The 23,152-nt window shown below is 62.3% G+C and carries 22 protein-coding genes; 11 read left to right on the top strand and 11 right to left on the bottom strand.

What is annotated here, in order from left to right:
• Nucleotides 1–155: 155 nt before the first annotated feature.
• The 4 genes from NCT03_RS00535 to NCT03_RS00520 all read right to left on the bottom strand — a co-directional run bounded on the left by NCT03_RS00535 (nucleotide 156) and on the right by NCT03_RS00520 (nucleotide 4,398).
• Entirely contained in the window at nucleotides 156–1,715 is a 1,560-nt protein-coding gene (locus NCT03_RS00535; RefSeq protein ID WP_244826759.1) for a methyl-accepting chemotaxis protein, read from the bottom strand.
• Nucleotides 1,716–2,200: 485 nt separating this feature from the next.
• Nucleotides 2,201–2,743, bottom strand: coding sequence for a response regulator transcription factor (locus NCT03_RS00530; RefSeq protein WP_244826758.1), 543 nt, complete (start codon nucleotides 2,741–2,743; stop codon nucleotides 2,201–2,203).
• A 32-nt stretch (nucleotides 2,744–2,775) separates the two neighbouring features.
• Entirely contained in the window at nucleotides 2,776–4,068 is a 1,293-nt protein-coding gene (locus NCT03_RS00525) for an ATP-binding protein (protein WP_250491658.1), read from the bottom strand.
• A 90-nt stretch (nucleotides 4,069–4,158) separates the two neighbouring features.
• Nucleotides 4,159–4,398 carry a cysteine-rich CWC family protein gene (locus tag NCT03_RS00520; protein WP_250462606.1) on the bottom strand — a complete coding sequence of 80 codons (240 nt, stop codon included), beginning with the start codon at nucleotides 4,396–4,398 and terminating at the stop codon, nucleotides 4,159–4,161.
• Nucleotides 4,399–4,510: 112 nt separating this feature from the next.
• Here NCT03_RS00520 and argB point away from each other — a divergent pair, with 112 nt between their 5' ends.
• Nucleotides 4,511–5,410 (top strand): acetylglutamate kinase, encoded by a 900-nt coding sequence (gene argB / locus NCT03_RS00515; RefSeq protein WP_244826756.1) that lies wholly within the window; start codon nucleotides 4,511–4,513, stop codon nucleotides 5,408–5,410.
• 76 nt (nucleotides 5,411–5,486) lie between these two features.
• Entirely contained in the window at nucleotides 5,487–6,257 is a 771-nt protein-coding gene (locus NCT03_RS00510; RefSeq protein WP_250491657.1) for a pyrimidine 5'-nucleotidase, read from the top strand.
• On the opposite strand, the gene NCT03_RS00505 is transcribed toward NCT03_RS00510, so the two are convergent.
• Together NCT03_RS00505 and NCT03_RS00500 are read right to left on the bottom strand one after the other, a co-directional pair.
• Nucleotides 6,247–6,567: a type II toxin-antitoxin system RelE/ParE family toxin gene (locus tag NCT03_RS00505; protein WP_244826754.1), complete on the bottom strand. Its 321-nt coding sequence runs from the start codon at nucleotides 6,565–6,567 to the stop codon at nucleotides 6,247–6,249. The genes NCT03_RS00510 and NCT03_RS00505 overlap by 11 nt on opposite strands.
• Nucleotides 6,564–6,845 (bottom strand): type II toxin-antitoxin system Phd/YefM family antitoxin, encoded by a 282-nt coding sequence (locus NCT03_RS00500; RefSeq protein ID WP_244826753.1) that lies wholly within the window; start codon nucleotides 6,843–6,845, stop codon nucleotides 6,564–6,566. Before NCT03_RS00500 ends, NCT03_RS00505 begins: the two co-directional genes overlap by 4 nt.
• 293 nt (nucleotides 6,846–7,138) lie before the next feature.
• Between NCT03_RS00500 and metX the strand changes: the two genes are divergently transcribed.
• Genes metX through NCT03_RS00480 form a run of 4 tightly spaced genes read left to right on the top strand, consistent with a single transcriptional unit; the run spans nucleotide 7,139 to nucleotide 11,155 of the window.
• Nucleotides 7,139–8,284 (top strand): homoserine O-succinyltransferase MetX, encoded by a 1,146-nt coding sequence (metX, locus tag NCT03_RS00495; protein WP_250491656.1) that lies wholly within the window; start codon nucleotides 7,139–7,141, stop codon nucleotides 8,282–8,284.
• Nucleotides 8,281–8,889 carry a methionine biosynthesis protein MetW gene (metW, locus tag NCT03_RS00490; protein WP_250462600.1) on the top strand — a complete coding sequence of 203 codons (609 nt, stop codon included), beginning with the start codon at nucleotides 8,281–8,283 and terminating at the stop codon, nucleotides 8,887–8,889. Before metX ends, metW begins: the two co-directional genes overlap by 4 nt.
• A 59-nt stretch (nucleotides 8,890–8,948) precedes the next feature.
• Nucleotides 8,949–10,235, top strand: a complete 1,287-nt coding sequence (locus tag NCT03_RS00485) for an AmpG family muropeptide MFS transporter (RefSeq protein ID WP_250491655.1) — start codon at nucleotides 8,949–8,951, stop codon at nucleotides 10,233–10,235.
• Nucleotides 10,217–11,155 (top strand): M48 family metallopeptidase, encoded by a 939-nt coding sequence (locus NCT03_RS00480; protein ID WP_350030127.1) that lies wholly within the window; start codon nucleotides 10,217–10,219, stop codon nucleotides 11,153–11,155. Before NCT03_RS00485 ends, NCT03_RS00480 begins: the two co-directional genes overlap by 19 nt.
• Nucleotide 11,156: 1 nt before the next feature.
• Here the strand turns inward: NCT03_RS00480 and NCT03_RS00475 are convergent, their stop codons facing one another.
• The 5 genes from NCT03_RS00475 to gatC all read right to left on the bottom strand — a co-directional run bounded on the left by NCT03_RS00475 (nucleotide 11,157) and on the right by gatC (nucleotide 16,292).
• The gene (locus tag NCT03_RS00475; protein WP_250491654.1) at nucleotides 11,157–11,939 is read right to left on the bottom strand and encodes an exodeoxyribonuclease III; all 783 of its coding nucleotides are present in this window, start codon (nucleotides 11,937–11,939) and stop codon (nucleotides 11,157–11,159) included.
• A 19-nt stretch (nucleotides 11,940–11,958) separates the two neighbouring features.
• A complete protein-coding gene (locus NCT03_RS00470) occupies nucleotides 11,959–12,798 on the bottom strand; it encodes a PPK2 family polyphosphate kinase (RefSeq protein WP_250462594.1) in 840 nt (279 codons plus the stop codon).
• 138 nt (nucleotides 12,799–12,936) lie between these two features.
• Nucleotides 12,937–14,412, bottom strand: coding sequence for an Asp-tRNA(Asn)/Glu-tRNA(Gln) amidotransferase subunit GatB (gene gatB / locus NCT03_RS00465; RefSeq protein ID WP_250491653.1), 1,476 nt, complete (start codon nucleotides 14,410–14,412; stop codon nucleotides 12,937–12,939).
• A complete protein-coding gene (gene gatA / locus NCT03_RS00460; protein WP_250491652.1) occupies nucleotides 14,409–15,902 on the bottom strand; it encodes an Asp-tRNA(Asn)/Glu-tRNA(Gln) amidotransferase subunit GatA in 1,494 nt (497 codons plus the stop codon). Before gatA ends, gatB begins: the two co-directional genes overlap by 4 nt.
• Nucleotides 15,903–15,992: 90 nt before the next feature.
• A complete protein-coding gene (gene gatC, locus NCT03_RS00455; protein WP_244826745.1) occupies nucleotides 15,993–16,292 on the bottom strand; it encodes an Asp-tRNA(Asn)/Glu-tRNA(Gln) amidotransferase subunit GatC in 300 nt (99 codons plus the stop codon).
• Between the two features lie 388 nt (nucleotides 16,293–16,680).
• Here gatC and NCT03_RS00450 point away from each other — a divergent pair, with 388 nt between their 5' ends.
• From NCT03_RS00450 to rodA, 5 genes are all read left to right on the top strand, one after another.
• Entirely contained in the window at nucleotides 16,681–17,724 is a 1,044-nt protein-coding gene (locus NCT03_RS00450) for a rod shape-determining protein (protein WP_004189550.1), read from the top strand.
• A 196-nt stretch (nucleotides 17,725–17,920) separates the two neighbouring features.
• On the top strand, nucleotides 17,921–19,039 hold the full coding sequence (mreC, locus tag NCT03_RS00445; RefSeq protein WP_250491651.1) for a rod shape-determining protein MreC: 1,119 nt from the start codon (nucleotides 17,921–17,923) through the stop codon (nucleotides 19,037–19,039).
• Entirely contained in the window at nucleotides 19,036–19,548 is a 513-nt protein-coding gene (mreD, locus tag NCT03_RS00440; protein WP_244826743.1) for a rod shape-determining protein MreD, read from the top strand. The genes mreC and mreD overlap by 4 nt, the downstream gene beginning before the upstream one ends.
• Before the next feature lie 77 nt (nucleotides 19,549–19,625).
• Nucleotides 19,626–21,947 (top strand): penicillin-binding protein 2, encoded by a 2,322-nt coding sequence (gene mrdA / locus NCT03_RS00435; RefSeq protein ID WP_250491650.1) that lies wholly within the window; start codon nucleotides 19,626–19,628, stop codon nucleotides 21,945–21,947.
• A 12-nt stretch (nucleotides 21,948–21,959) separates the two neighbouring features.
• A complete protein-coding gene (gene rodA / locus NCT03_RS00430) occupies nucleotides 21,960–23,114 on the top strand; it encodes a rod shape-determining protein RodA (RefSeq protein ID WP_244826741.1) in 1,155 nt (384 codons plus the stop codon).
• The last annotated feature ends 38 nt before the right edge of the window (nucleotides 23,115–23,152 follow it).

Below are 23,152 nucleotides of genomic sequence, written 5' to 3'. Positions count from 1 at the left end.
ACACATCGTTGCGAAAGGCGCATTGGCGCCGAGATTCATGCGCGGCCTGCTCGAACGCGACCGCACGATGAGCACCGAAACGCTAGCGCGTCCGCTGCTTGCCGTCGGCGAGATTCGACGCTGGCTGCCATCGCAAGCGGCCAGCGCGAACCGAATTACCCGCGCCCGTCCAGTTCGAACACCGCGACCGCGCCCTTCAGTTGCTCGGCCTGATCGGCCATCGCGCCCGCAGCGGCCGCCGCTTGCTCGACCAACGCCGCGTTCTGCTGCGTCACCTGGTCCATTTGCGCCACCGCGCGATTCACCTGTTCGATGCCCGCGCTCTGCTCGTGCGAGGCCGCCGAAATCTGCGCCATGATGTCCGTCACGCGCTGCACGGCTTCCGTCACTTCGGCCATGGTCGAACCCGCGCGCTCGGCGATCGCCGCGCCGCTGTCCACCCGCGCCGTCGACGCTTCGATCAGTTCCTTGATCTCCTTCGCCGACATCGCGCTGCGTTGCGCAAGCGAACGCACTTCACCGGCGACGACCGCGAAACCGCGTCCTTCCTCGCCCGCGCGCGCCGCTTCGACAGCGGCATTCAGCGCCAGGATATTGGTCTGAAACGCGATGCCTTCGATCACCGCGATGATGTCCGTCATTCGCTTCGAGCCCGCCGCGAGTTCGCGCATGTTGTCCACCACTTCGCCGACGAGTTCGCTGCCGCGCGTCGAGACATCCGATGCGCCGCGCGCCAGGCCGCTGGCTTCATCGGCGTTGCTGGCGTTCTGACGCACGGTCGCGGTGAGCTGCTCCATGCTCGACGCGGTTTCTTCCAGCGACGCCGCCTGCTCTTCCGTGCGTTGCGACAAGTCGGTGTTGCCTTGTGCGATTTCACGCGATGCGAACAGAATCGATTCGCTCGAATGCCGGATGCCGCCGACGATCTCCGCCAGCTTCACGCTCATGTTGCCGAGGCTGTGAAGCATGCTGCTGTCGTCGCCCGGACGCGTTTGCACGCGCGCCGTCAGATCGCCTTCCGCGATACGGTTCGCAATTTGCGCCGCATAGCCCGGCTCGCCGCCGAGCTGCGCCGACAGCCGCCTGCCGATCAAGACCGCGAGCAAGCCGCCGGCCGCCATCGCGCCGAGCACGAGTGCGAGCATCACGACGCGCATCGTCTGGTATTCGGACGCCGCGTTGTTGCGTGCGCCGGTTGCGCGCTCACGCTTGAAGTCGGCGAGACGTTCGAGCGATGCGCGCGCTTTCTCGCTGGCATCGATCGCACGGGCGATGAGACCCATCTGATCGACGTCCGTCGGCATGGGTTTCGTGCCGATCTGCATATGCACGATGTCTTCCCATCCGGCGATAGCCTGCGCCGCCGAGTCGTAGAGCGCGCGGCCATCCGTCGTCGTCATCGTGGGGCGCAGGTTGTCGAGCGCCTGATGCATGCTTGCGAGCGAGGCGGTCATGCCCTCCTTGAGCTTCGCCTTGCCGGCATCGTCGGCGAAGGTGAGATTCGCGGCGGCGAGGTCGGTGTTCAGCTTGTGCTTGTTGGCTTCCTCGACCCAGTAAAGGCCGTCCATGTGTTTCGCGCCGATCTCGCCGATCAAGCTGTTCATCTTCGCCAGCGATACGACGCCGGTCACGCCCACGCATGCGGTAAATACAATCACCACCGCGAATGACAGTACGAGCTTGCCAAACACGGAAAGGCGGTCAAACCAGTTCATCGATGTCTCCTCTGTCGACCAGCGCTTCATCGACCGGCGTTCGAGCGTCGAGCTTTCCGCGCCGGTCCGTCTGGTCCCACGCCCCGCAGACGACGCCCACGGACGGCGTGGTGCGAACTCAGGTTCGCGCACAGAGAGCTTTACGGCGCGGGTTACGGCCTTCTTGAGATCGAATGCGGAGAATACGGCGGATGAGATGTGAGGCGAAAGGCGGACGAAACCTGGCGTTGTCATGCAAGCGCTGGACGCTTGCGTTGCGCGTGCGCGCTCGCTGTCGTTCAGTGCTGCGCCGAGGATGCTCGCCGCCTTCAAGTTCCTGCTGAATCGCAGCTTTCTAGGAGTCTTCCTAGATTCGGAATAATCGTATATTTGGCCGCAACGAGTCGACGTATTCTTTCCCTGTGCGTATTCCCCTGTATATGCACGTAGTCGTTGTAACTCTCCGATTACCGCCCTCGTTCCCCCGGCTTGGGCGGTTCTTTTTTTTATTGGCGCACGGGCTTCTTCGCCAGCTTCCGCTGCAACGTCCGCCGGTGCATGTTGAGCGCACGCGCCGTCGCCGAAATATTGCCGTTGTTCTCGGCCAGCGCCCGCTGAATGTGCTCCCATTCGAGCCGCGCCACGGAAAGCAAAGTCGGATTCTCAATCGCTTCTTCCGCCGTCTGCTCGCTCGCCTGTTCATGCAGCGCGGCGAGAATGGACTCGACGTTCGCGGGCTTCGCCAGATAATTGTCCGCGCCGTCCTTTACCGCCTGAACCGCCGTCGCAATGCTCGCGTAGCCCGTCAGCACGAGAATGCGCGCGTCCGGCTGCAAGTCGCGCAGCGGCGAGACAAGGCGCAAACCGGAATCGTTGCCGAGGTGAAGATCGACCGTGATCTGGCCGAACTTGTGCTGATTGGCGAGCTTCAGCGCTTCGCTCGCGTCGTGCGCCTGATGCGCGGTGTAGCCGCGCCGAACCAGGCCGCGCGCGAGAATGCCCGAAAAAACCTCGTCGTCGTCGATGATCAGGAAATTCATGTCGCTCATGCTTCTTTCTCCAATGTTGGCCGGCGTCGTGCTCACGCCGCGCCGCTTGATTCGGTTCGTGCATCATCGGCGGGCGATGCGCCGAAATTCGGCAGGCGCAAGATCGCGCGCGTGCCGCGTGGCTGATCCGCCGCGAGTTCTATCGATCCCTGCAGGCGCGCCGCCGCCGCGAACGCAAGGTATAGCCCGACGCCGTGGCCGCCCTGCGTGCTGTCTACTGGCGCGGCGCCGAGGCTCGAACGCAGCGCGGGCGGAATGCCCGGCCCGCGATCGCAGATATCGAAGCGCACCATCTGCACGCCTTCCACCCGTTCAGCCGATGCCTGCAAGGTCACGAGCTCGCTGCTCGCGCGCGCCGCGTTGTCCAGCAAGATCGTGAGAATCTGACCGATGGCAACGGAATCGTCGATGGACATGGACTCCGGCGTCTTGCCCGCGTGCTCGAACTTCACTTGCGGATGCCGCAGCCGCCATTGCTCGATGAAGCTCGCGAGCCATTCGCGAAGCGGCTGGCGATTCGACGGCCCCGTCGCGCGGCTGCGCAAGCGCGCGAGCGCCGAGGTGCACAGCGCCATCTGCTGTTCGAGCAATTCGAAGTCGGCCGCGTAAGGCGCGAGGTTGCGGTCGTGCGCGGCGGAATCGCGCAATTCCTCGCTCAGCATTGCAATGGTGGACAGAGGCGTGCCCATTTCGTGCGCAACGGTGGCCGCCTGCACACCGAGCGCAACGGCGCGTTCGTCGCGCAGATGACGTTGCTGGGCGTCGGCGAGCGCGGCGTCACGCACGCGCAGCGCCCGCGACATGCGCGCGACGAACCAGCCGATCAGCCCGACGCTCACCATGAAGTTCACCCACAGACCCGTGCGGAAGTAGTCGAACAGATTCGATGGATTCTCTATGTTGAGCGGCACGTAGTTGTAGCTCAGGAGCGCATAACAAGAGACCGCGAAGAGCGCGAGCCACGCGGTCATGGTCCACGGCAGAATGGCCGCGGAAATGGCCAGCGACGGCAGATACAAGGTGACGAACGGATTGGTCGAGCCGCCCGAGAGAAACAGAAGCGCGGAGAGCGCGCCTAAGTCGACCCACATCTGGCCGAAGAGTTCGACATTGGTTTCCGGCTGCGCCCGCGCCACGCGCAGCCACGTCAGCCCGTTGAAAAACATTTCGAGCGCGACGACGAGGAGCATGGCCGGCAAGGGCAGCTTCGCGCTGTAGAAAATCTGCACGACGGCGATGGTCGTCAACTGGCCGATGATCGCCAGCGAGCGAAGCCAGAAGAGGTGACCGAGGTTGACCCGTCCGGTATTGGTTATGCGATGCATCGGGTGATTGAGTGCGTGCGGTCCATGCGACATTATCCCGCTTGCGCCTATAGTGAAACCGAACGTGGCGCGATTTGTCGCACCCTGATATCAGCGTGACGCTTGGCCCATCTCGGCCGCCAGGCATGCGCGGCACAGGCAAGTCGAGTCCGGCCGCAAGCGTTCGCGCGGCAGCGCGGGCAAGGTTGCGCACCAGCACGTCGCAGCGCCGGCGAGCGCGCCGCAATGAAACGCCGCGCCGCAGCGCGTGCACCGTTGCGTCGCGTCGGAGCCTGATTGAAGCGATACGTTCATCATCGTGTCATCGACATTGATAAGCGATGATCGCATGCCCGGCCGCCATGCCGGAAAACGAGACGGCGCGCGGGGAAAAACCACCTGTCGTGTAGCGTCACTCCTGTACAATCCGCGTGTTTAAACGCTCCTCGCCTCATTTGCCGCCATGTCCGAGCTACCTGACCTCACGCAGATCGCGCCTACGCTGAAAGCCGAAATTCTGGCCGAGGCGCTGCCTTATATCCGTCAGTATCACGGCAAGACGGTCGTGATCAAATACGGCGGCAACGCAATGACCGAAGAGCGCCTCAAGCAAGGCTTCGCGCGCGACGTGATCCTCTTGAAGCTCGTCGGCATCAATCCGGTGATCGTGCACGGCGGCGGTCCGCAGATCGACCAGGCGCTCAAGAAGATCGGCAAGCAGGGCACCTTCATTCAGGGCATGCGCGTCACCGACGAAGAGACCATGGAAGTGGTCGAATGGGTGCTCGGCGGCGAGGTACAGCAGGACATCGTCACGCTCATCAACCATTTCGGCGGTCAGGCGGTCGGCTTGACCGGTAAGGACGGCGGTCTCATCCACGCACGCAAGCTGATGATGCCGGATCGCGATAATCCGGGCCAGTTCATCGACATCGGTCAGGTGGGCGAAGTGGAGTCCATCAACCCGGCGGTGGTGAAGGCGCTGCAGGACGACGCGTTCATTCCGGTCATCTCGCCTATCGGTTTCGGCGAAGACGGACTCTCCTACAACATCAACGCGGATCTGGTCGCGGGCAAGCTGGCGGTCGTCCTGAACGCCGAAAAGCTCGTGATGATGACCAACATTCCCGGCGTGATGGACAAGGAAGGCAATCTTCTCACCGACCTTTCCGCGCGCGAGATCGACGCCCTCTTCGCCGACGGCACCATCTCCGGTGGCATGTTGCCGAAAATTTCCTCCGCGCTGGATGCGGCGAAAAGCGGCGTGCGTTCGGTGCATATCATCGACGGGCGTATCGAGCATTCGGTGCTGCTCGAAATTCTGACCGAGCAGCCGTTCGGCACGATGATCCGCTCGCATTGAGCTTCGTCACTCTTCCTCCAACGCCCGCTGCGGTTTGCTCCGCGCGGGCGTTTTTATTTGCCGAACGTAATCGCGCATGAGTTCATCTCGCAGTGCTCGCCGCCGTCATGTCAAAACGCGCGGCCCAGTTTGGCTCTTCGATCTCGACAACACGCTGCATCACGCGTCGCACGAGATTTTTCCGGCGATCAATCGCGCGATGACGCAGTACATCATCGACCGGCTGGGCGTGGATATCGACGAAGCGAACCGGCTGCGCGTCGGCTACACGGTGCGATACGGCGCGACCTTGCTCGGACTCGTGCGGCATCACGGCATCGATCCCGCCGATTTCCTGCGCGAAGTCCATACCTTCCCCGATCTGCCGTCCATGCTGCGCGCCGAGCGCGGCCTGAAGCGCATCGTGCGCGCGCTGCCGGGCCGCAAGATCGTGCTCACCAACGGACCGACGCTCTACGCGCGCTCGGTGCTCGCGGAACTGGGTATCGGCAAGCTGTTCGAGCGCGTGATCGCCATCGAGGACATGCGCGACGGCGAACGCTGGCGCGCCAAGCCCGATGCGCCCATGCTTCGTCGCGCGATGCGCCGCGCGCACGTGCATTTGAAAGACGCGATTCTGGTGGAAGACACGCGCGGGCATCTGAAGCGTTACCGGCGGCTCGGCATTCGCACGGTGTGGATCGTCGGCCATTTGCCGATGGCGCGCACGTCAAGCGGCGGCATTTCGCAGCGCTTGCCCGGCTCGGGCCGGCCGCATTACGTGGATCGCACCGTGCGTTCGTTGCGCGCGCTCACGCTCGGCATGCGCGGCGGCGGCTTTCGAGCGGCGAAAGCGACTACATCCTGAAGAGGCGCCGCGCGAGCATGTCTTCGAGGTCCGAGCGCTGATCGACGACGAGATGCACGTAGATGGTTTCGCCATCCACCTTGTAGATGACGCGGTTGGTGCCGCTCGCCACTTCGTAGTATCCCGTCATGCGGAAGTCGACCAGTTCGGGCGGCGTCGCGCCACGACGCGGTGACGCTTCTATTTCGGCGATGGTGTCGGCCAGGCCGTCGCGCGTGGCCTTCCATGCCATCTTGCCGAACTTGTTGATGACGTAGCGTCTATAGTCGCGCAACTCCTGCTGCACAGGATCGAGAAAGACGGTTTTCACTTGACGCCTTCTTCCCTGTCGAGCCGTTCGAGTTCGCCGAAGAGGTCGATTGCGTCTATGCAATGCCCCGCCTCGATGTACTTCTGCCCCATCGCCAGAATCTTGAGCAAAGCCACGGTCTGATGCAGGTCTTCATAAGACTGCACGTCCTGCACGACCACCCGGCCTTCGCCGTTTTGCGTGATGAGCATGGGCTCGCGGCTCTCGACGACGTTGCGGATCATTTCGGCCGCGCGGCTCTTGAGATGGCTCAGCGGCCTCACACGACTCGGTTTCATTTCCGCTCCAGGGCCCACGCGCAGATTAGACAATATAGACACAAACTCGGGCCATATCCAGAACGCCCGGGCACCGCTATTGGCGGCTTTATTACGTTTTCCGCTATACTTCTTCGCTCAATCTGAATTCGAACACGCGCCGATTTGCTGACTCGATTGCGGGCGCGCGAACCTTCCCAAGCGGTATTGCCGGGAGGTTCAATACAAATGCGGCTAAAGAGGTCGTCAGCCGCGCCGTCAATCCACACGCGCATCGCCGACACCCGTTTAGCCGCTATTTCAAGGCGGAATGAATGGAATCAATCGGCATCGTCACTCCCCAAACCTTGCGCTTCACTGAGCCGCTCGTCATGCAAAGCGGCTCGACACTCAACGACTACGAACTCGTCGTCGAAACCTATGGCGAACTTAACGCCGCGCGCTCGAACGCCGTGCTCGTTTGCCACGCGCTCAATGCGTCTCATCACGTGGCGGGCGTCTATGCCGACAACCCGAAAGACGTAGGCTGGTGGGACAACATGGTTGGTCCGGGCAAGCCGCTCGATACCAACCGCTTCTTCGTGATCGGCGTGAACAATCTCGGTTCGTGTTTCGGCTCGACCGGGCCGATGAGCATCGACCGCACAAGCGGTAAGCCCTACGGCAAGAGCTTTCCCGTCGTGACGGTGGAAGACTGGGTGCATGCGCAGGCGCGCGCGGCCGACCGCTTCGGCATCGAACGCTTCGCGGCGGTGATGGGCGGCAGTCTCGGCGGCATGCAGGCGCTTGCCTGGAGCACGATGTATCCGGAGCGGCTCGGGCATTGCATCGTGGTGGCGTCGACGCCGAAGCTTTCGGCGCAGAACATCGCGTTCAACGAAACGGCGCGCTCGGCGATTCTCTCCGACCCCGACTTCCACGGCGGCGACTACTACGCACACGACGTGAAGCCGCGCCGCGGCTTGCGCGTGGCACGCATGATCGGCCATATCACCTATCTGTCGGATGACGACATGGCCGTGAAGTTCGGCCGCGCGCTGCGCCGTGCCGAAGGCGCGCTCGACGCGTACAACTTCAACTTCGACGTCGAGTTCGAAGTGGAGTCGTATCTGCGCTATCAGGCCGACAAGTTCGCCGAATACTTCGACGCCAACACGTACCTGCTCATCACGCGCGCGCTCGATTATTTCGATCCCGCCAAGGCCTTCGAAGGCGACCTGCGCCGCGCGCTCGCCAACACCACGGCGAAGTATCTGATCGCGAGCTTTACGACCGACTGGCGTTTCGCGCCCGCGCGTTCCCGCGAGATCGTCAAAGCGCTGCTCGACAACAAGCGCACCGTGAGCTACGCGGAGATCGACGCGCCGCACGGCCACGACGCCTTCCTGCTCGACGACGCGCGCTATCACAACTTGATGCGCGCCTATTACGAACGCATTGCCACGGAGATCGGCGCATGAACCAGCACACTCTCGATTCCCTCGCGCTGCGTTCGGACTTTCGCGCCATCGCGCGCTGGGTCGAACCGCGTTCCTCCGTGCTCGATCTCGGTTGTGGCGACGGTTCGCTGCTCTCGCTGCTCGGCGAAGAACTCGAAGTGCACGGTTACGGCATCGAAATCAACGACGCCGGCGTGCTCGCATGCGCGCAAAAAGGCGTGAACGTGATCCAGCAGAATCTCGAAGACGGCCTGCGTCTCTTCGAAGACGACAGCTTCGATTTCGCCGTGCTTTCGCAGACGCTGCAGACCATTCATCAGACTGCGGCGATCCTGCGTGAAACCGTTCGCGTGGGTCGCGAATGCATTGTCTCGTTCCCCAACTTCGGGTACTGGCAGCATCGGCTCTCGGTTATTCAAGGGCGCATGCCGGTTTCGAAATCGCTGCCGTATCAATGGCATAACACGCCGAACGTGCGCGTTCTGACCATCAAGGACTTCGAGGCGCTCGCGCCCGAAGTGGGCATCGAGATACTGGACCGCGTGGTGCTGCACGACGGGCAAACGGTCCGTTGGGGCGCGAACTGGCGTGGTAGTCTTGCGGTCTATCGCGTGAAGCGCCGTTGAGTTCGAATCGGCCCGTCACGCATCGAAACGCACCACCACGACGTATTACCCACATCGATATGCCCGAAACGCCACGCGAGGCGCCCGCTCTTACAGCTCACGAAGAAGATCCCGGCTTGCACGCGTTCCTCAACGCGCGCATCCTCATTTGCGTCTTTCTCGGCTTCACGTCCGGACTGCCGCTCTTCACGCTCTACAGCCTGTTGCAGGCGTGGCTCTCGACTGCGGGCGTCAACGTCAAGGAGATCGGCCTCTTCGCGCTGATCGGGCTTCCCTATACGTGGAAGTTCGTCTGGTCGCCGCTGATGGACCGCTTCATTCCGCGCTTTCCGGGCTGGCGTCCGGGCCGACGGCGCGGCTGGATGTTCGTCACGCAAGTGCTCGTGATGGTGGCCATCGGCTCCTTTGGGTTCTTTTCGCCCTCGCAGAACCTGTGGGCGGTTGCGGCCATCGCCGCGCTCGTCGCGTTCTTCAGCGCGAGTCAGGATATCGTCATCGATGCCTACCGCCGCGAGCTGCTCGCCGATACCGAGCAAGGTCTCGGCAACGCGGTTCATGTCAACGCGTACAAAGTGGCGGGACTCGTGCCTGGCTCGCTTTCGCTGATTCTCACGAACGTTCTTCCGTGGAAGACCGTGTTTCTGATCACCGCCGCGTTCATGCTGCCGGGCCTCATCATGACGCTCGTGGTCAAGGAGCCGGCCATTCACGGCGCGCCACCCAAGACGTTGCGCGAGGCGATCGTCGAGCCGTTCCACGAGTTCATCACGCGCAATGGCTGGCAATCCGCGCTGCTGGTGCTGGGCTTCATCTTCCTCTACAAGCTCGGCGACACCATGGCGACCGCGCTTGCCACGAAGTTCTTCATCGACGTAGGCTTCACGCTCACGCAGATCGGCGTGATAGCGAAAGCGGTGGCGTTCTGGGCGAGCATCGCGGGTGGCCTGATCGGCGGTATCTGCCTCGTGAAGATCGGCATTGCGCGCGGACTCTGGGTCTTCGGCTTCTTGCAGATCATCGCGACGCTCGGCTTTGCGTGGCTCACGAAAATCGGGCCGTCGCCCGCCGCGCTCGCGGTGCTTTACGGCTTCGAAACGTTCGCGACGGGCCTCACGCTCGCCACATTCACGGCGTATATCGCGAGCACGACCGATCCGCGCTACACCGCGACTCAGTTCGCGCTCTTCACGAGCCTCGCCGCCGTGCCACGGACTTTCGCGGCGGCGGGCAGCGGCTTTATCGTGAGTGAAACAGGATGGTTTCCGTACTTCATGGTGTGCGTCGCGCTGTCCATACCCGGCATGCTACTGTTGCCGAAGATCGCGCCATGGAGAACGCCACGATGACGGTATCGATGCCGGCCCGGCCCACGCTTGGCGCGCTCATCTGCGCGCTCATGCTGGCGACGCTCGCGCCCATGTCCGCGCGCGCGCAGGACGAAGAGCGCGCGCCGCCTTACACGGCGCCGAACAGCCAGATCCGCTTCGGCAACTCGGCGTTGTTCCGCAATCTGATTCCGCCCGCGACGCTCGAACAGCAGGCGAGCGATGAATATGCACAGATCATTCACGACGCCGAGCGCAACAAGACACTGCTCGGCAATGACAATCCGCTCGTCAAGCGCGTGCGCGATATCGCCACTCACGAGATTCCGTTCGCGCTCAAGTGGAATGACCGCGCGAAGAACTGGAAGTGGGAAATCAACGTCATCAAGTCGCCCGAAGTGCGCATGTACTGTTTGCCGGGCGGCAAGATCGTGGTGTATAGCGGGCTCATCGACAAGCTGCATCTGAACGACAACGAGATCGGCATGATGATCGGCCATGAGATCGCGCACGCGCTGCGCGAACATGCGCGCGAGCGGCTCGGGCGGCAGCAGGCGCAGCAGTTGTCGTCGGGTACCATGCCGCAGCTTTTCGGCTTTACCGATTACGGTTCGCAGCCGCTTGGCATCGGCGATCAGTTGCTGGCCATGAAATACGCCCCCGCCGACGAGACCGAAGCGGATGTCATCGGCAGCGAGATCGCTTCGCGCGCAGGTTACGATCCGCGCGCGGCCGTCACCTTGTGGAACAAGATCGATACCGCCACGCGACGCTCCGACAACGGTTTCATCTGGATGCATCCGTATGGGCCGGAGCGCCGGCAGGACTTGCTCAAGCGCCTGCCGGACATGATGCCGCTGTATGCCAAAGCGGTGGGAAAGAGCATCGACCAGTTGCCGAATTACGGCGGTTTGGGGCGGTTTAAGAAGGGTGGGCGTTAGCCTACTTCTTCCCGATCTTCCAGTTGTAATCGATAGTCAGCGGCGCGTGATCGCTGAATTTGATGTCGCGGAAAATGGAAGTCTTCTTGGCGGTCGCCGCGACTTCCTGCGTCGCGATTTGATAGTCGATACGCCACCCCACGTTCTTCGCGTACGCCTGCCCGCGATTGCTCCACCACGTGTATTGCTCGGCACGCTGGTCGAGCGTGCGAAAGACATCGACGTAACCGACATCGTCGAAAAGCTTCGTGAGCCACTCGCGCTCTTGCGGCAGACAACCCGAGTTCTTCTGGTTGCTCTTCCAGTTCTTGATGTCGATTTCCTTGTGCACGATATTCACGTCACCGCACACGATCACCTCACGCTCTTGCGAAAGCCCGGCGAGATGCGGCATGAATTCGTCCATGAAACGATACTTCGCCTGCTGCCGCTCTTCGCCGCTCGACCCGGACGGGACATACACCGACACCACGGACAGCTTGCCGAAACGCGCTTCCACGTAACGTCCTTCGGGATCGAACTCCGCACTGCCGAAGCCGATCACGACATCGTCCGGCTCGTAACGCGTGTACAAACCCGCGCCGCTATAACCCTTCTTCACCGCGTGCTGGAAATAACCCTTGAAACCGTGCGGCGCGAGAAACTCCGGCGTGAGATCGTCCTGCGAACACTTGATTTCCTGCACGCACACGACGTCCGATTTCTGCTCGCCAAACCAGTCGAAGAAACCTTTCTTGGCCGCCGAACGGATGCCATTCAGATTGGCGGTAATCACCCGAAACATACTTGTCCTCTTTCCTTGTTCATTCGACCTTCACGCCCTTGAGCGATTCCTTGGCGGCCGGAAATTCGAGTTTCATGCCTTGCATCGTGCGCAGCAAAAGCTCCGCGACCATCACGTTGCGATGCGGTTTCGAATCGCCGGGAATGATGTACCACGGCGCGTATTCGGTCGAGGTCGCGCCTAACGCCAGCTCATACGAGCGCTGATATTCGTCCCACAGCTTGCGCGCGTCGAGATCGGAGACATCGAACTTCCAGTGCTTGGTCGGATCGTCGATACGCGCTTGCAAGCGCTCGCGCTGCTCGTCCTTCGAAATATGAAGAAAGCATTTGACGATGGTCGTACCGCTATCCGCGAGCAACGCCTCGAACTCGCGAATATGCCGGTAACGGCGCTCGCATTCGTCATCGTCGATAGACTTCATCACGCGCGGCACGAGCACGTCTTCATAGTGGCTGCGATTGAAGACAGCGAACTCGCCGGCCATTGGCGCCTGCGCGTGCACGCGCCAGAGGAAATCGTGCGAGGCCTCGCGCTCGGAAGGCGCGCGAAACGGCACGATGCGCAAGCCGAGCGGATCGACGTCATGGAACACCGCGCGCACCGTGCCGTCCTTGCCGCTCGTGTCCATGCCTTGCAGCACGAGCAGCACGCGCCGAAGACGCTGTGCGTGCAGCTTCTCCTGCAGGTCGTCGAGCTGCGCGCCGATTGCCGCGAGCCGGTCGCGGTCTTCGTCTTTCGAGCCGTTCGAAAACGGCTTGCCGGATGGATCGATCGAACTCAGATCGAAGGGCTTGAGCTTCTTGTCGTCATCGAAATACGGGACGAGGAAGTCGTCCAGAGACGGTTTCTTTGCCATGTCGCCAACCTTTTGTTCTATCTCGAAACGCCAATGAAAACGGGCCGCTGCCAAGCTAGACGGCAACAGCCCGTTCGTCGTGCTACTTCCAGGCGACCGGTTCTCCGTCGACGCGGAGGACTTCGCCCAAGTGCTCGCTCAGGATAGCTTTTTCTTCAGAAGCTCGTTCACCTGCTGCGGATTCGCCTTGCCCTTGGTCGCCTTCATTGCCTGGCCGATCAGCGCGTTGAACGCCTTTTCCTTGCCCGCGCGGAATTCTTCCACCGATTTCTGGTTCGCCGCGAGCACCTCGTCGATGATCGCTTCGAGCGCGCCGGTATCGGAAATCTGCTTGAGCCCCTTCGCCTCGATGATGCGGTCCGCCGCGCCCACGTCGGTCGCCTTCTCGTCCCAGATCGCCTGGAAAATGTCCTTCGCGATCTTGTTGGAGATGGTGCCATCCGCAATGCGTTGCAGAAGCAGCGCGAGTTGTGCCGCCGCGACCGGCGACTCGCCGATGTCGAGCGATTCGCGGTTCAGTTGCGCGGAGACGTCGCCCATGAGCCAATTGGCGGCGATCTTCGCCTGCGCCGCGCCCGCCGCCTGCACGACGGCTTCGAAATAGGAAGCCATTGCCTTCGACGACGTGAGCACGCCGGCGTCGTAAGGCGTCAAGCCGTACGTTTCGGCGAAACGCTTCTGCATGTCGGCTGGCAACTCCGGCAGTTCCGACTTCACGCGCGCCACCCAGCTTTCCTCGATAACCAGGGGCATCAAGTCCGGGTCGGGAAAATAGCGGTAGTCGTGCGCGTCTTCCTTGCTGCGCATGGAGCGCGTTTCGCGCTTGTCGGGATCGTAAAGACGCGTCTCTTGCACGACGGTGCCGCCGTCTTCGATCAGTTCGATCTGACGGCGCACTTCATATTGAATCGCTTCTTCGAGGAACCGGAACGAGTTCAGGTTCTTGATCTCCGCGCGCGTGCCGAATTCCTTCTGACCGACCGGGCGCACCGACACGTTGGCATCGCAACGGAACGAGCCTTCCTGCATGTTGCCGTCGCAGATGCCTAGCCACACGACGAGACCATGCAACGCCTTCGCATACGCAACCGCTTCCGCCGCGCTGCGCATTTCCGGCTCGGTGACGATCTCGAGCAGCGGCGTGCCCGCGCGATTCAAATCGATGCCCGTCATGCCCGCGAAGTCTTCGTGCAGCGACTTGCCCGCGTCTTCCTCGAGGTGAGCGCGCGTAAGATTGACGGTCTTCTCGTATGCGTCCTTGCCGGCCTTTTCATTGGCTGGAACCTGGATGGTGAGCTGACCGCCCTGCACGACAGGAATCTCGTACTGGCTGATCTGATAGCCCTTCGGCAAATCCGGATAGAAGTAGTTCTTGCGCGCGAAGACGCTGCGCGGCGCGATATGAGCGCCGATCGACAAGCCGAAGCGAATCGCGCGTTCGACCGCGCCGCGATTCATCACGGGCAGCACGCCCGGCAACGCGAGATCGACGGGACAGGCTTGCGTGTTCGGCGCCGCGCCGAACTGCGTTGCCGCGCCCGAGAAAATCTTGGAAACGGTGGATAACTGCGCATGCGTTTCCAGACCGATGACGACTTCCCACTGCATGCTCATACTCCCGCTGCCGATGGTGCCTTGGCATGCCAGTCGGTCGCGCGCTGGAACGCGTCGGCGACCTGAAGCATCCGGGCTTCGTTGAAATAGTTGCCGACGATCTGCAGACCGACCGGCCGATTCGCATTCGCGCCCGCGCCGAAACCGCACGGCACGCTCATGCCGGGCAGACCCGCGAGGCTCACGGAGAGCGTGTAGATATCGGCGAGATACATCTGCACGGGATCGTCGGCCTTCTCGCCGAGATTCCACGCGACCGACGGCGCGACCGGTCCCATGATGACGTCGCACCGCTTGAACGCTTCCTGGAAATCGCGCGCGATGATGCGGCGAATCTTCTGCGCTTGAAGGTAATACGCGTCGTAGTAGCCATGCGACAACACGTACGTGCCAACCAGAATGCGCCGCTTCACTTCGGGACCGAAGCCTTCCGCGCGCGACTTCTTGTACATGTCGAGCAAGTCCGTGTAGTGCGCCGCGCGATGCCCGTAGCGCACGCCATCGAAACGCGACAGATTCGACGAGGCCTCCGCCGGCGCAATGATGTAGTACACGGGAATGGAAAGCTCGGTCTTCGGCAACGATACTTCGACGAGCGTCGCGCCGAGCGCTTCGTATTGCTTCAACGCGGCGTCGATGGCGGCGCGCACGTCGTCGGCAAGCCCTGCGCCGAAGTACTCCTTCGGCATGCCGATACGCAATCCGGCGAGCGGCTTTTGCGCGTCGCCGCCGTTCCACGTCTGGCCGAGATGGCGCGTGTAGTCTTCGTTGTCGCGTTGCAGGCTGGTGGAGTCGCGTTCGTCGAAGCCACCCATTGCGTTGAGCAAGAGCGCGCAGTCCGCGGCGGTCTGAGCCATCGGACCGCCCTGATCCAGCGACGACGCGAACGCGATCATGCCGTAACGCGACACGCGGCCGTAAGTCGGCTTGATACCGGTGATGCCGGTGAACGACGCGGGCTGGCGAATGGAGCCGCCCGTGTCGGTGCCGGTGGCGGCGGGCGCAAGACGCGCGGCGACGGCAGCGGCCGAGCCGCCCGACGAACCGCCCGGCACGGCCTTCAGGTCCCACGGATTTTTCACCGCGCCGAAGTACGAATTCTCGTTGGACGAACCCATGGCGAACTCGTCCATGTTGGTCTTGCCGAGACAGACCATGCCCGCTTGCTTCAAGCGATCGACGACGGTGGCATCGAACGGGCTCGCGTAGTTTTCGAGCATGTGCGAACCGGCCGTGGATGCCCAGCCGCGCGTCACGAACACGTCCTTGTGCGCAATCGGCAAACCGGTGAGCGCGCCCGCCTTTCCTTCCGCGATGAGCGCGTCGGCGGCTTTAGCCTGAGCGAGCGTGAGGTCGCGGTCCATGCCGATGAAGGCGTTCAGATTCTTCGCGGCCTCGATGCGCTGCAGATACGACTGCGCCAGCTCGACCGCGGAGATTTCCTTGGAGTCGAGCGCGGCGCGCAGTTCGGTCAAACTTTTCTGATGCATTGCAGTTCCCTGATGAGCGCGGCAGTGAACGCCACGCGGGAGTGTCGTTTCGGCGCTGGATACGCCCGACGCGTTACTTGTTCGATTGCGTTATTCGATGACCTTCGGCACCAGATACAGCCCGTCTTGAACGGCTGGCGCACTGCGCTGGAACTCTTCGCGCTCGACGCGCTCTGAAACTGCGTCGTCGCGCAGGCGCAGCGCGACTTCCTCGATCTGTTCGATCGGATGCGCAAGCGGTTCGATGCCGGAGGTATCCACGGCCTGCATCTGTTCGACGAGACCGAAGAAGTCATTCAGGCGCGCGAGCGTGGGTTCTGCCTCGTGTTCGGGCAACTCGAGCCGCGCGAGATGCGCGATACGTTTTACGTCGGTCAGGGTCAAAGACATGAAAATCACCGGAGATAAGCGTGGACTTCCCAATCTCGAAAACACACTGCGCCGCGATCGTTTGCGGCGCGCGTTGCGATCCTGGGAAAAGCGCTAAAAAGCAGACTGGCGACGGCAAAAAGTGCCATCCTTTTCCTATAGATACGCCCAAATTATAAGGTATCATTACACGTTCGACTCACATCTGGATTGACCTGCCAGCGGCTTTCTCCTTGAATCGTTAAATTGCGAGAAACGTTTACGCGACACGTCTCATCCTGCGGTAGATTTCCTCGCGGATTTGCACTTCACGGCGAACCTTCGCCGCCCCGGCAAACCGTTATTTTTTCCGCTGCCGTCCCCGGCGCTCATAGCGACGCACGGCCACCCAGCGAGACAGGATTTTTGAATGTTCGGTTTTTTGCGCAGCTACTTTTCCAACGACCTGGCGATTGACCTCGGCACCGCCAACACGCTGATCTACATGCGCGGCAAGGGCATCGTTCTCGACGAGCCATCGGTCGTTTCAATTCGCCAGGAAGGCGGCCCGAACGGCAAGAAAACCATTCAGGCAGTCGGCAAGGAAGCCAAACAGATGCTCGGCAAAGTGCCGGGCAACATCGAGGCCATCCGCCCGATGAAGGACGGCGTGATCGCCGACTTCACCGTTACCGAGCAGATGATCAAGCAGTTCATCAAGACTGCACATGAATCCCGCATGTTCTCGCCGTCGCCGCGCATCATCATCTGCGTGCCGTGCGGGTCCACGCAAGTCGAGCGCCGCGCCATCAAGGAAGCAGCGCACGGCGCGGGCGCCTCGCAGGTTTATCTCATTGAAGAACCCATGGCCGCTGCCATCGGCGCGGGTCTGCCGGTCTCGGAAGCCACGGGTTCCATGGTCGTCGACATCGGCGGCGGCACGACGGAAGTCGGCGTCATCTCGCTTGGCGGCATCGTGTACAAAGGCTCGGTGCGCGTTGGCGGCGACAAGTTCGATGAAGCCATCGTCAACTACATCCGTCGCAACTACGGCATGTTGATCGGCGAGCAAACGGCTGAAGCCATCAAGAAGGAAATCGGTTCGGCGTTCCCCGGCTCCGAAGTGAAGGAGATGGAAGTCAAGGGCCGCAATCTTTCCGAAGGCATTCCGCGCAGCTTCACCATTTCCAGCAACGAAATTCTCGAAGCGCTGACCGACCCGCTGAATCAGATCGTCTCGTCGGTGAAGATCGCGCTGGAACAAACTCCGCCGGAACTCGGCGCGGATATCGCCGAACGCGGCATGATGCTGACTGGCGGCGGCGCGCTGTTGCGCGATCTCGACCGTCTGCTCGCGGAAGAAACCGGCTTGCCGGTGCTAGTCGCGGAAGATCCGCTGACCTGCGTCGTGCGCGGTTCGGGCATGGCGCTCGAACGCATGGACAAGCTCGGCAGCATCTTCTCCTACGAGTGATACGGCCGTGACCTTCAGACTTTGCTGTTCCACGACCTCACGGTCTTCAACGCGCAGTCTGAACGCACCCGCGTAACGCGACGCGCACACGGCCCGGCTCATGTCCGGGCCGTTGTTGAAACAGCGTAGGGCAGGCTCAGCCGAAACCGGCAAACCTGCAGCATCGATCCACCCGCTCACGCCCTCGGCGCCGACCATGGAATACAGTCCGCCGCCACTTTTCAAGCAAGGCCCTTCCGCGCTCGCGCGACTGATCTTCTTTGTGGTGCTCGCCATCGCATTGCTCGTTTCGGATGCGCGGTTCAATACGCTGGAAATTGCGCGCGGCATGCTCGGCGCCGGCCTCTATCCGCTGCAACGCGCGGCGCTCGTGCCACGCGACATCTTCATGGGCGCGGCCGACCTCGCGGTTACGAGCGCTACCCTGCGCAGCGAGAACCGCAAGCTCTCCGACAAGAATCTGGACCTGTCCGTCAAGGCGGGCGATGCCTCTCAGCTTTCGGCTGAGAACGCGCATCTGCGTGCATTGCTGAATCTGCAATCGCGCGCGACGACGCAAACCACGCCCGTCGAAATCCAATACGACACGCGCGATCCTTTCACGCAGAAAGTCGTGATCGGCAAGGGTTCGCAGCAAAACATCCAGGATGGCGCGCCCGTCGTGACAGAAGACGGCGTGATCGGTCAAGTCACGCGCGTGTTTCCGTTGCAATCGGAAGTCACGCTGCTGACGGACAAGGATCAAGCGGTGCCGGTGCAGATCGCGCGCACGGGTTTGCGCAGCGTGATCTACGGCACGCCGAAAGGCGACACGCTCGACCTGCGCTTCGTGCCGATCAGCGCCGACGTCCAAGCTGGCGACGAGCTCGTGACGAGCGGTCTCGATGGCATCTATCCGCCGGGACTCGCGGTGGCCAAAGTGCTGCGCGTCGACAAGCAGGCGGATACGGCATTCGCGCGCGTCGTCTGCGTGCCTATCGCCGCTGTTCGCGGCGCGCGTCAGTTGCTCGTACTGCATTACAACGTGAACGTGCCGCCGAATCCGATCGAAGTCGAAGCCGCCGCCGCTGCAAAGGAAGCGAAAGAGAACAAGGGCAAGAAGAAGCCTATCGCGAAGGCCACGGTCTCCGCCGAAGGTGCAAGCGGCGCATCGGCGACGTCGGCCGCGTCGGCTGCCGCTCCGGTATCCGCTCCCGCTGCCGTGGAAAAGCCCGGCGCGAAACCTGCCGCGCCGAAAGCCGCCTCGGCCGCTACCGCCCGGCCATCGCGAAAAGCGCATATGCCTAAGCCCGCATCCGCGAGGGCCGCGCAATGAACCGCCCGCAATACATTCTTCAGCCGGTCAATCCGTACTTCATCACCTTCAGCCTCGCTGCAGCGTTTCTGCTGAATCTGGTGCCTTGGGGCCGGCTTATCGGCATACCGGATTTCGTCGCGCTCGTGCTGCTGTTTTGGAACGTCCATCAGCCGCGCAAGGTGGGCATGGGCATCGCGTTTCTGCTTGGGCTGTTGATGGACGTGCATAACGCGAATCTGCTCGGCGAACATGCGCTGGCTTATACCTTGTTGTCTTATGGCGCGATTACCATTCACAGGCGTGTCCTGTGGATGTCCCTGCCTGTACAAACCTTCGTCGTCGCGCCGCTTCTGGTGGGCGCGCATCTCGTGCCGTTCGTGATCCGCCTGATGACGGGCGCCGCGTTTCCCGGCTGGAGTTATCTCGTCAACGGATTTGTCGAAGCCGCGCTCTGGCCGGTCACGAGTTTTCTGCTGCTGATACCGCAACGACGCGCCGCCGATCCCGACGATACGCGCCCGATCTGAGCGCCACCGCGCGCGTGCCGCCCCCGATGCGAACGCGCGCGGACTACACTTGAATCGCGACCCACCGCGAAAGCTGCATGACCGAAATAAAGAACACCGAGCAACAGTTGTCCAGATTCCGCCTGCGCGTCGCGGCGGCGGGAATGTTCGTGTTCGTCTGCTTCGGTTTGATCGGCCTGCGTTTCCTCTATCTGCAGGTCTGGAACTTCAGCAAATACTCGTTGCAGGCAAACGAGAACCGCATCTCCGTGGCGCCGATCGTGCCGAACCGCGGCATCATCACCGATCGCAACGGCGTGGTGCTGGCGAAGAACTATTCCGCTTACACGCTCGAAATCACGCCGTCCAAGATCACCGCGTCGCTCGACGACACCATCGACGCACTCTCGCAAGTCATTCCTATCGATTCACGCGATCGCCGGCGTTTCAAGAAGCTGCTGGAAGACTCGAAGAACTTCGAAAGCCTGCCAATCCGCACGCGTCTCACCGACGACGAAGTCGCCAAGTTCACCGCGCAGCATTACCGCTTTCCGGGCGTCGAAGTGCGCGCGCGGCTCTTCCGGCAATATCCGCTCGGCATGACGGCCGCGCACGTCATCGGCTATATCGGGCGAATTTCGCAGCGCGATCAGGAGCGTATCGACGACGCGAGCGACGCCAACGACGAAGCCTCCGATCACTACGATCCGCGTCTCGACGCCAACAACTACAAGGGCACGGATTACGTCGGCAAGATCGGGGTCGAGCAGAGCTACGAAACCGAGCTGCATGGTCTGACAGGTTTCGAGGAAGTCGAAGTCACGGCGGGCGGCCGCCCGGTCCGCACGATGTCGCGCACGCAGGCGACGCCCGGCAACAACCTCGTGCTGTCGCTCGATATCGGGCTGCAGCAGGTCGCCGAGCAAGCATTCGCGGGCAAGCGTGGCGCGCTCGTGGCTATCGAGCCATCGACGGGCGACGTGCTCGCGTTCGTGTCCGCGCCGAGCTTCGATCCGAATTCCTTCGTAGATGGTATCGATCAGCAGACGTGGGACGCGCTCAACAACTCGCCCGATCATCCGTTGCTGAATCGTCCGCTGCATGGCACGTATCCGCCGGGCTCGACCTATAAGCCGTTCATGGCGCTCGCCGCGCTCACGCTGCACAAGCGCACGCCCGGCTGGGGCTTTCAGGACCCCGGCTTCTTCACGTTCGGCGGTCACACGTTCCGCAACGACGTGCGCTCGGGTCAGGGCTGGGTGGACATGAATCGCGCGATCGTCGTGTCGAACGACACGTACTTCTACATGCTCGCGCGCGACCTCGGCGTGAACGCGATGGCCGGCTTCATGAAGCCGTGGGGATTCGGCCAAATTACCGGGATCGACATTTCGGGTGAGGCGCGCGGCATTCTTCCGTCGACGGAATGGAAGCGCAAGGCGTATCGCAAGCCGGAGCAGCAACGCTGGTACGAAGGCGAAACGATCAGCCTTGGCATCGGGCAGGGCTACAACTCGTTCACCATCCTGCAGCTCGCGCACGCCACGGCGACGCTTGCCAATAACGGCGTCGTGATGAAGCCGCACCTGGTGCGCGACATCGAGAATCCGCTGACGAAGGCCATGCGCGTCGTGGTGCGCGACCCGAGCGACAAGATTTCCGTGCGCCAGCAAGACGTCGACTTCATCAAGCGCGCAATGGAAGGCGTCATCACGAACGGTACGGCCGCGAAGCTCTTCGTGGGCGCGCCTTATCAGGCAGCGGGCAAGACCGGAACCGCGCAGGTTTACTCGCTGCAGGGCGCGAACTATCACGGTCACGCGACGGCCGAGCATTTGCGCGACCACGCGTTGTTCATCGCGTTTGCGCCGGCCGAGCAGCCGAAGATCGCGCTTGCGCTGATCGTCGAAAACGGCGGCTGGGGCGCGGAATCGGCCGGGCCGGTCGCGCGCAAGGTGCTCGACTATTATCTGGTCGATCGTATGAAGCCTGGCGCCGAGGCAGCCGCGATCGAAGCCGCCGCATCCGCGACCACGGACGCCGGCCTACCGATGATCGGCGGCACGCAATCGCCCGTCGCGGCGGCGCTGCCGGCCTCGGTGGTGAACGCGTCGCCGGCGTTCTCGCCGCTGGCGGCGTCGAATCCGGCGGTGGCTCGGGCTGCATCGGCGCCGGCGTTGCCCGCATCATCGCCGAAAGCAGCGAACGCGCGCATCGCTTCGGCGCCAGCGGCGGCGTCTTCAGCACGGGCTGCGAATGCGCGCGTCGCTTCGGCGCCTGCCGCGGCGTTGCCCGCGTCCGCGCCGGGCCGCAAGCCCGCGCCGAACAAACGACCCGCCGAGCCCACGCCGACGATGGTCCGCAGCAACCCGAACGACGCCGTGCGCACGCTGGCGCCGTCCGGCGGTATCGACGAATAAAGGATGACCGGCATGCAACTCACCTTCGACAAGCACGTCTGGAAAGAGCACGCAAAGCGCATGTTCGCGGGCTTCGACAAGCCGCTCGCGCTGATCGTCTTCTTGTTGCTGTGCGTGGGAATCGTGACTCTGTATAGCGCGAGTATCGACATGCCGGGCCGCGTGGAAGACCAACTGCGCAACATCATGCTGACCTTCGGGCTGATGTGGGTGCTCGCCAATATCCCGCCGCAAACGCTGATGCGCTTCGCCGTCCCGCTGTACACCGTCGGCGTGGCGCTGCTGATAGCGGTCGCGGCGTTCGGGCTCACGCGCAAGGGTGCAAAACGCTGGCTCAATGTCGGCGTGGTGATCCAGCCGTCGGAAATCATGAAGATAGCGATGCCGCTCATGCTCGCGTGGTATTACCAGCGGCGTGAAGGCAACATTCGCTGGTGGGATTACGTTGCCGGGTTCGTCATTCTGCTGCTGCCCGTTGCGCTGATCGCCAAGCAGCCGGACCTCGGGACGGCAGTGCTCGTGTTCGCCGCGGGCATGTTCGTGATCTATTTCGCCGGACTCAGTTTCAAGCTGATCGTGCCGGTGCTCGCGGCGGCCGTGGTCGTCATCGCGTGCGTAGCGGTGTTCCAAAACCGCATCTGCCAGCCCGAAGTGAACTGGCCGATGATGCACGACTATCAAAAGCATCGTATCTGCACGCTGCTCGATCCGACTTCAGACCCGCTCGGCAAAGGCTTTCACACCATTCAGGCGGTAATTGCCATCGGCTCCGGCGGCACGCTCGGCAAGGGCTGGCTGAAGGGCACGCAGGCGCACCTGGAATTCATCCCCGAAAAGCACACGGACTTCATCTTCGCGGTGTTCGCCGAGGAATTCGGCCTTGCGGGCGGGCTCGTGCTGCTCTTTCTCTATATGGCGCTGATCGCGCGCGGTCTGTTCATCGCGGCAAACGGCGCCACCTTCTTCGGGCGATTATTGGCCGGTTCGCTCACGCTCGCGTTCTTCACCTACGCGTTCGTCAATATCGGCATGGTGAGCGGAATTCTGCCCGTGGTCGGCGTGCCGTTGCCGTTCATGAGTTACGGCGGGACAGCGCTCACCACGCTCGGCGTCGCTGTTGGACTCATCATGAGCGTCGCGCGACAGAAGCGATTGATGCAAGGCTAGCCTCAATCCCCGTGTCCCGAAAAAGCCGCAGTGTCATG

This window comes from Caballeronia sp. GAWG1-1, from assembly GCF_023631465.1.
GTDB lineage: Bacteria > Pseudomonadota > Gammaproteobacteria > Burkholderiales > Burkholderiaceae > Caballeronia.
The sequence above is the reverse complement of the archived record's forward strand: the minus strand, read 5'-3'. Positions and strand labels throughout refer to the sequence as shown.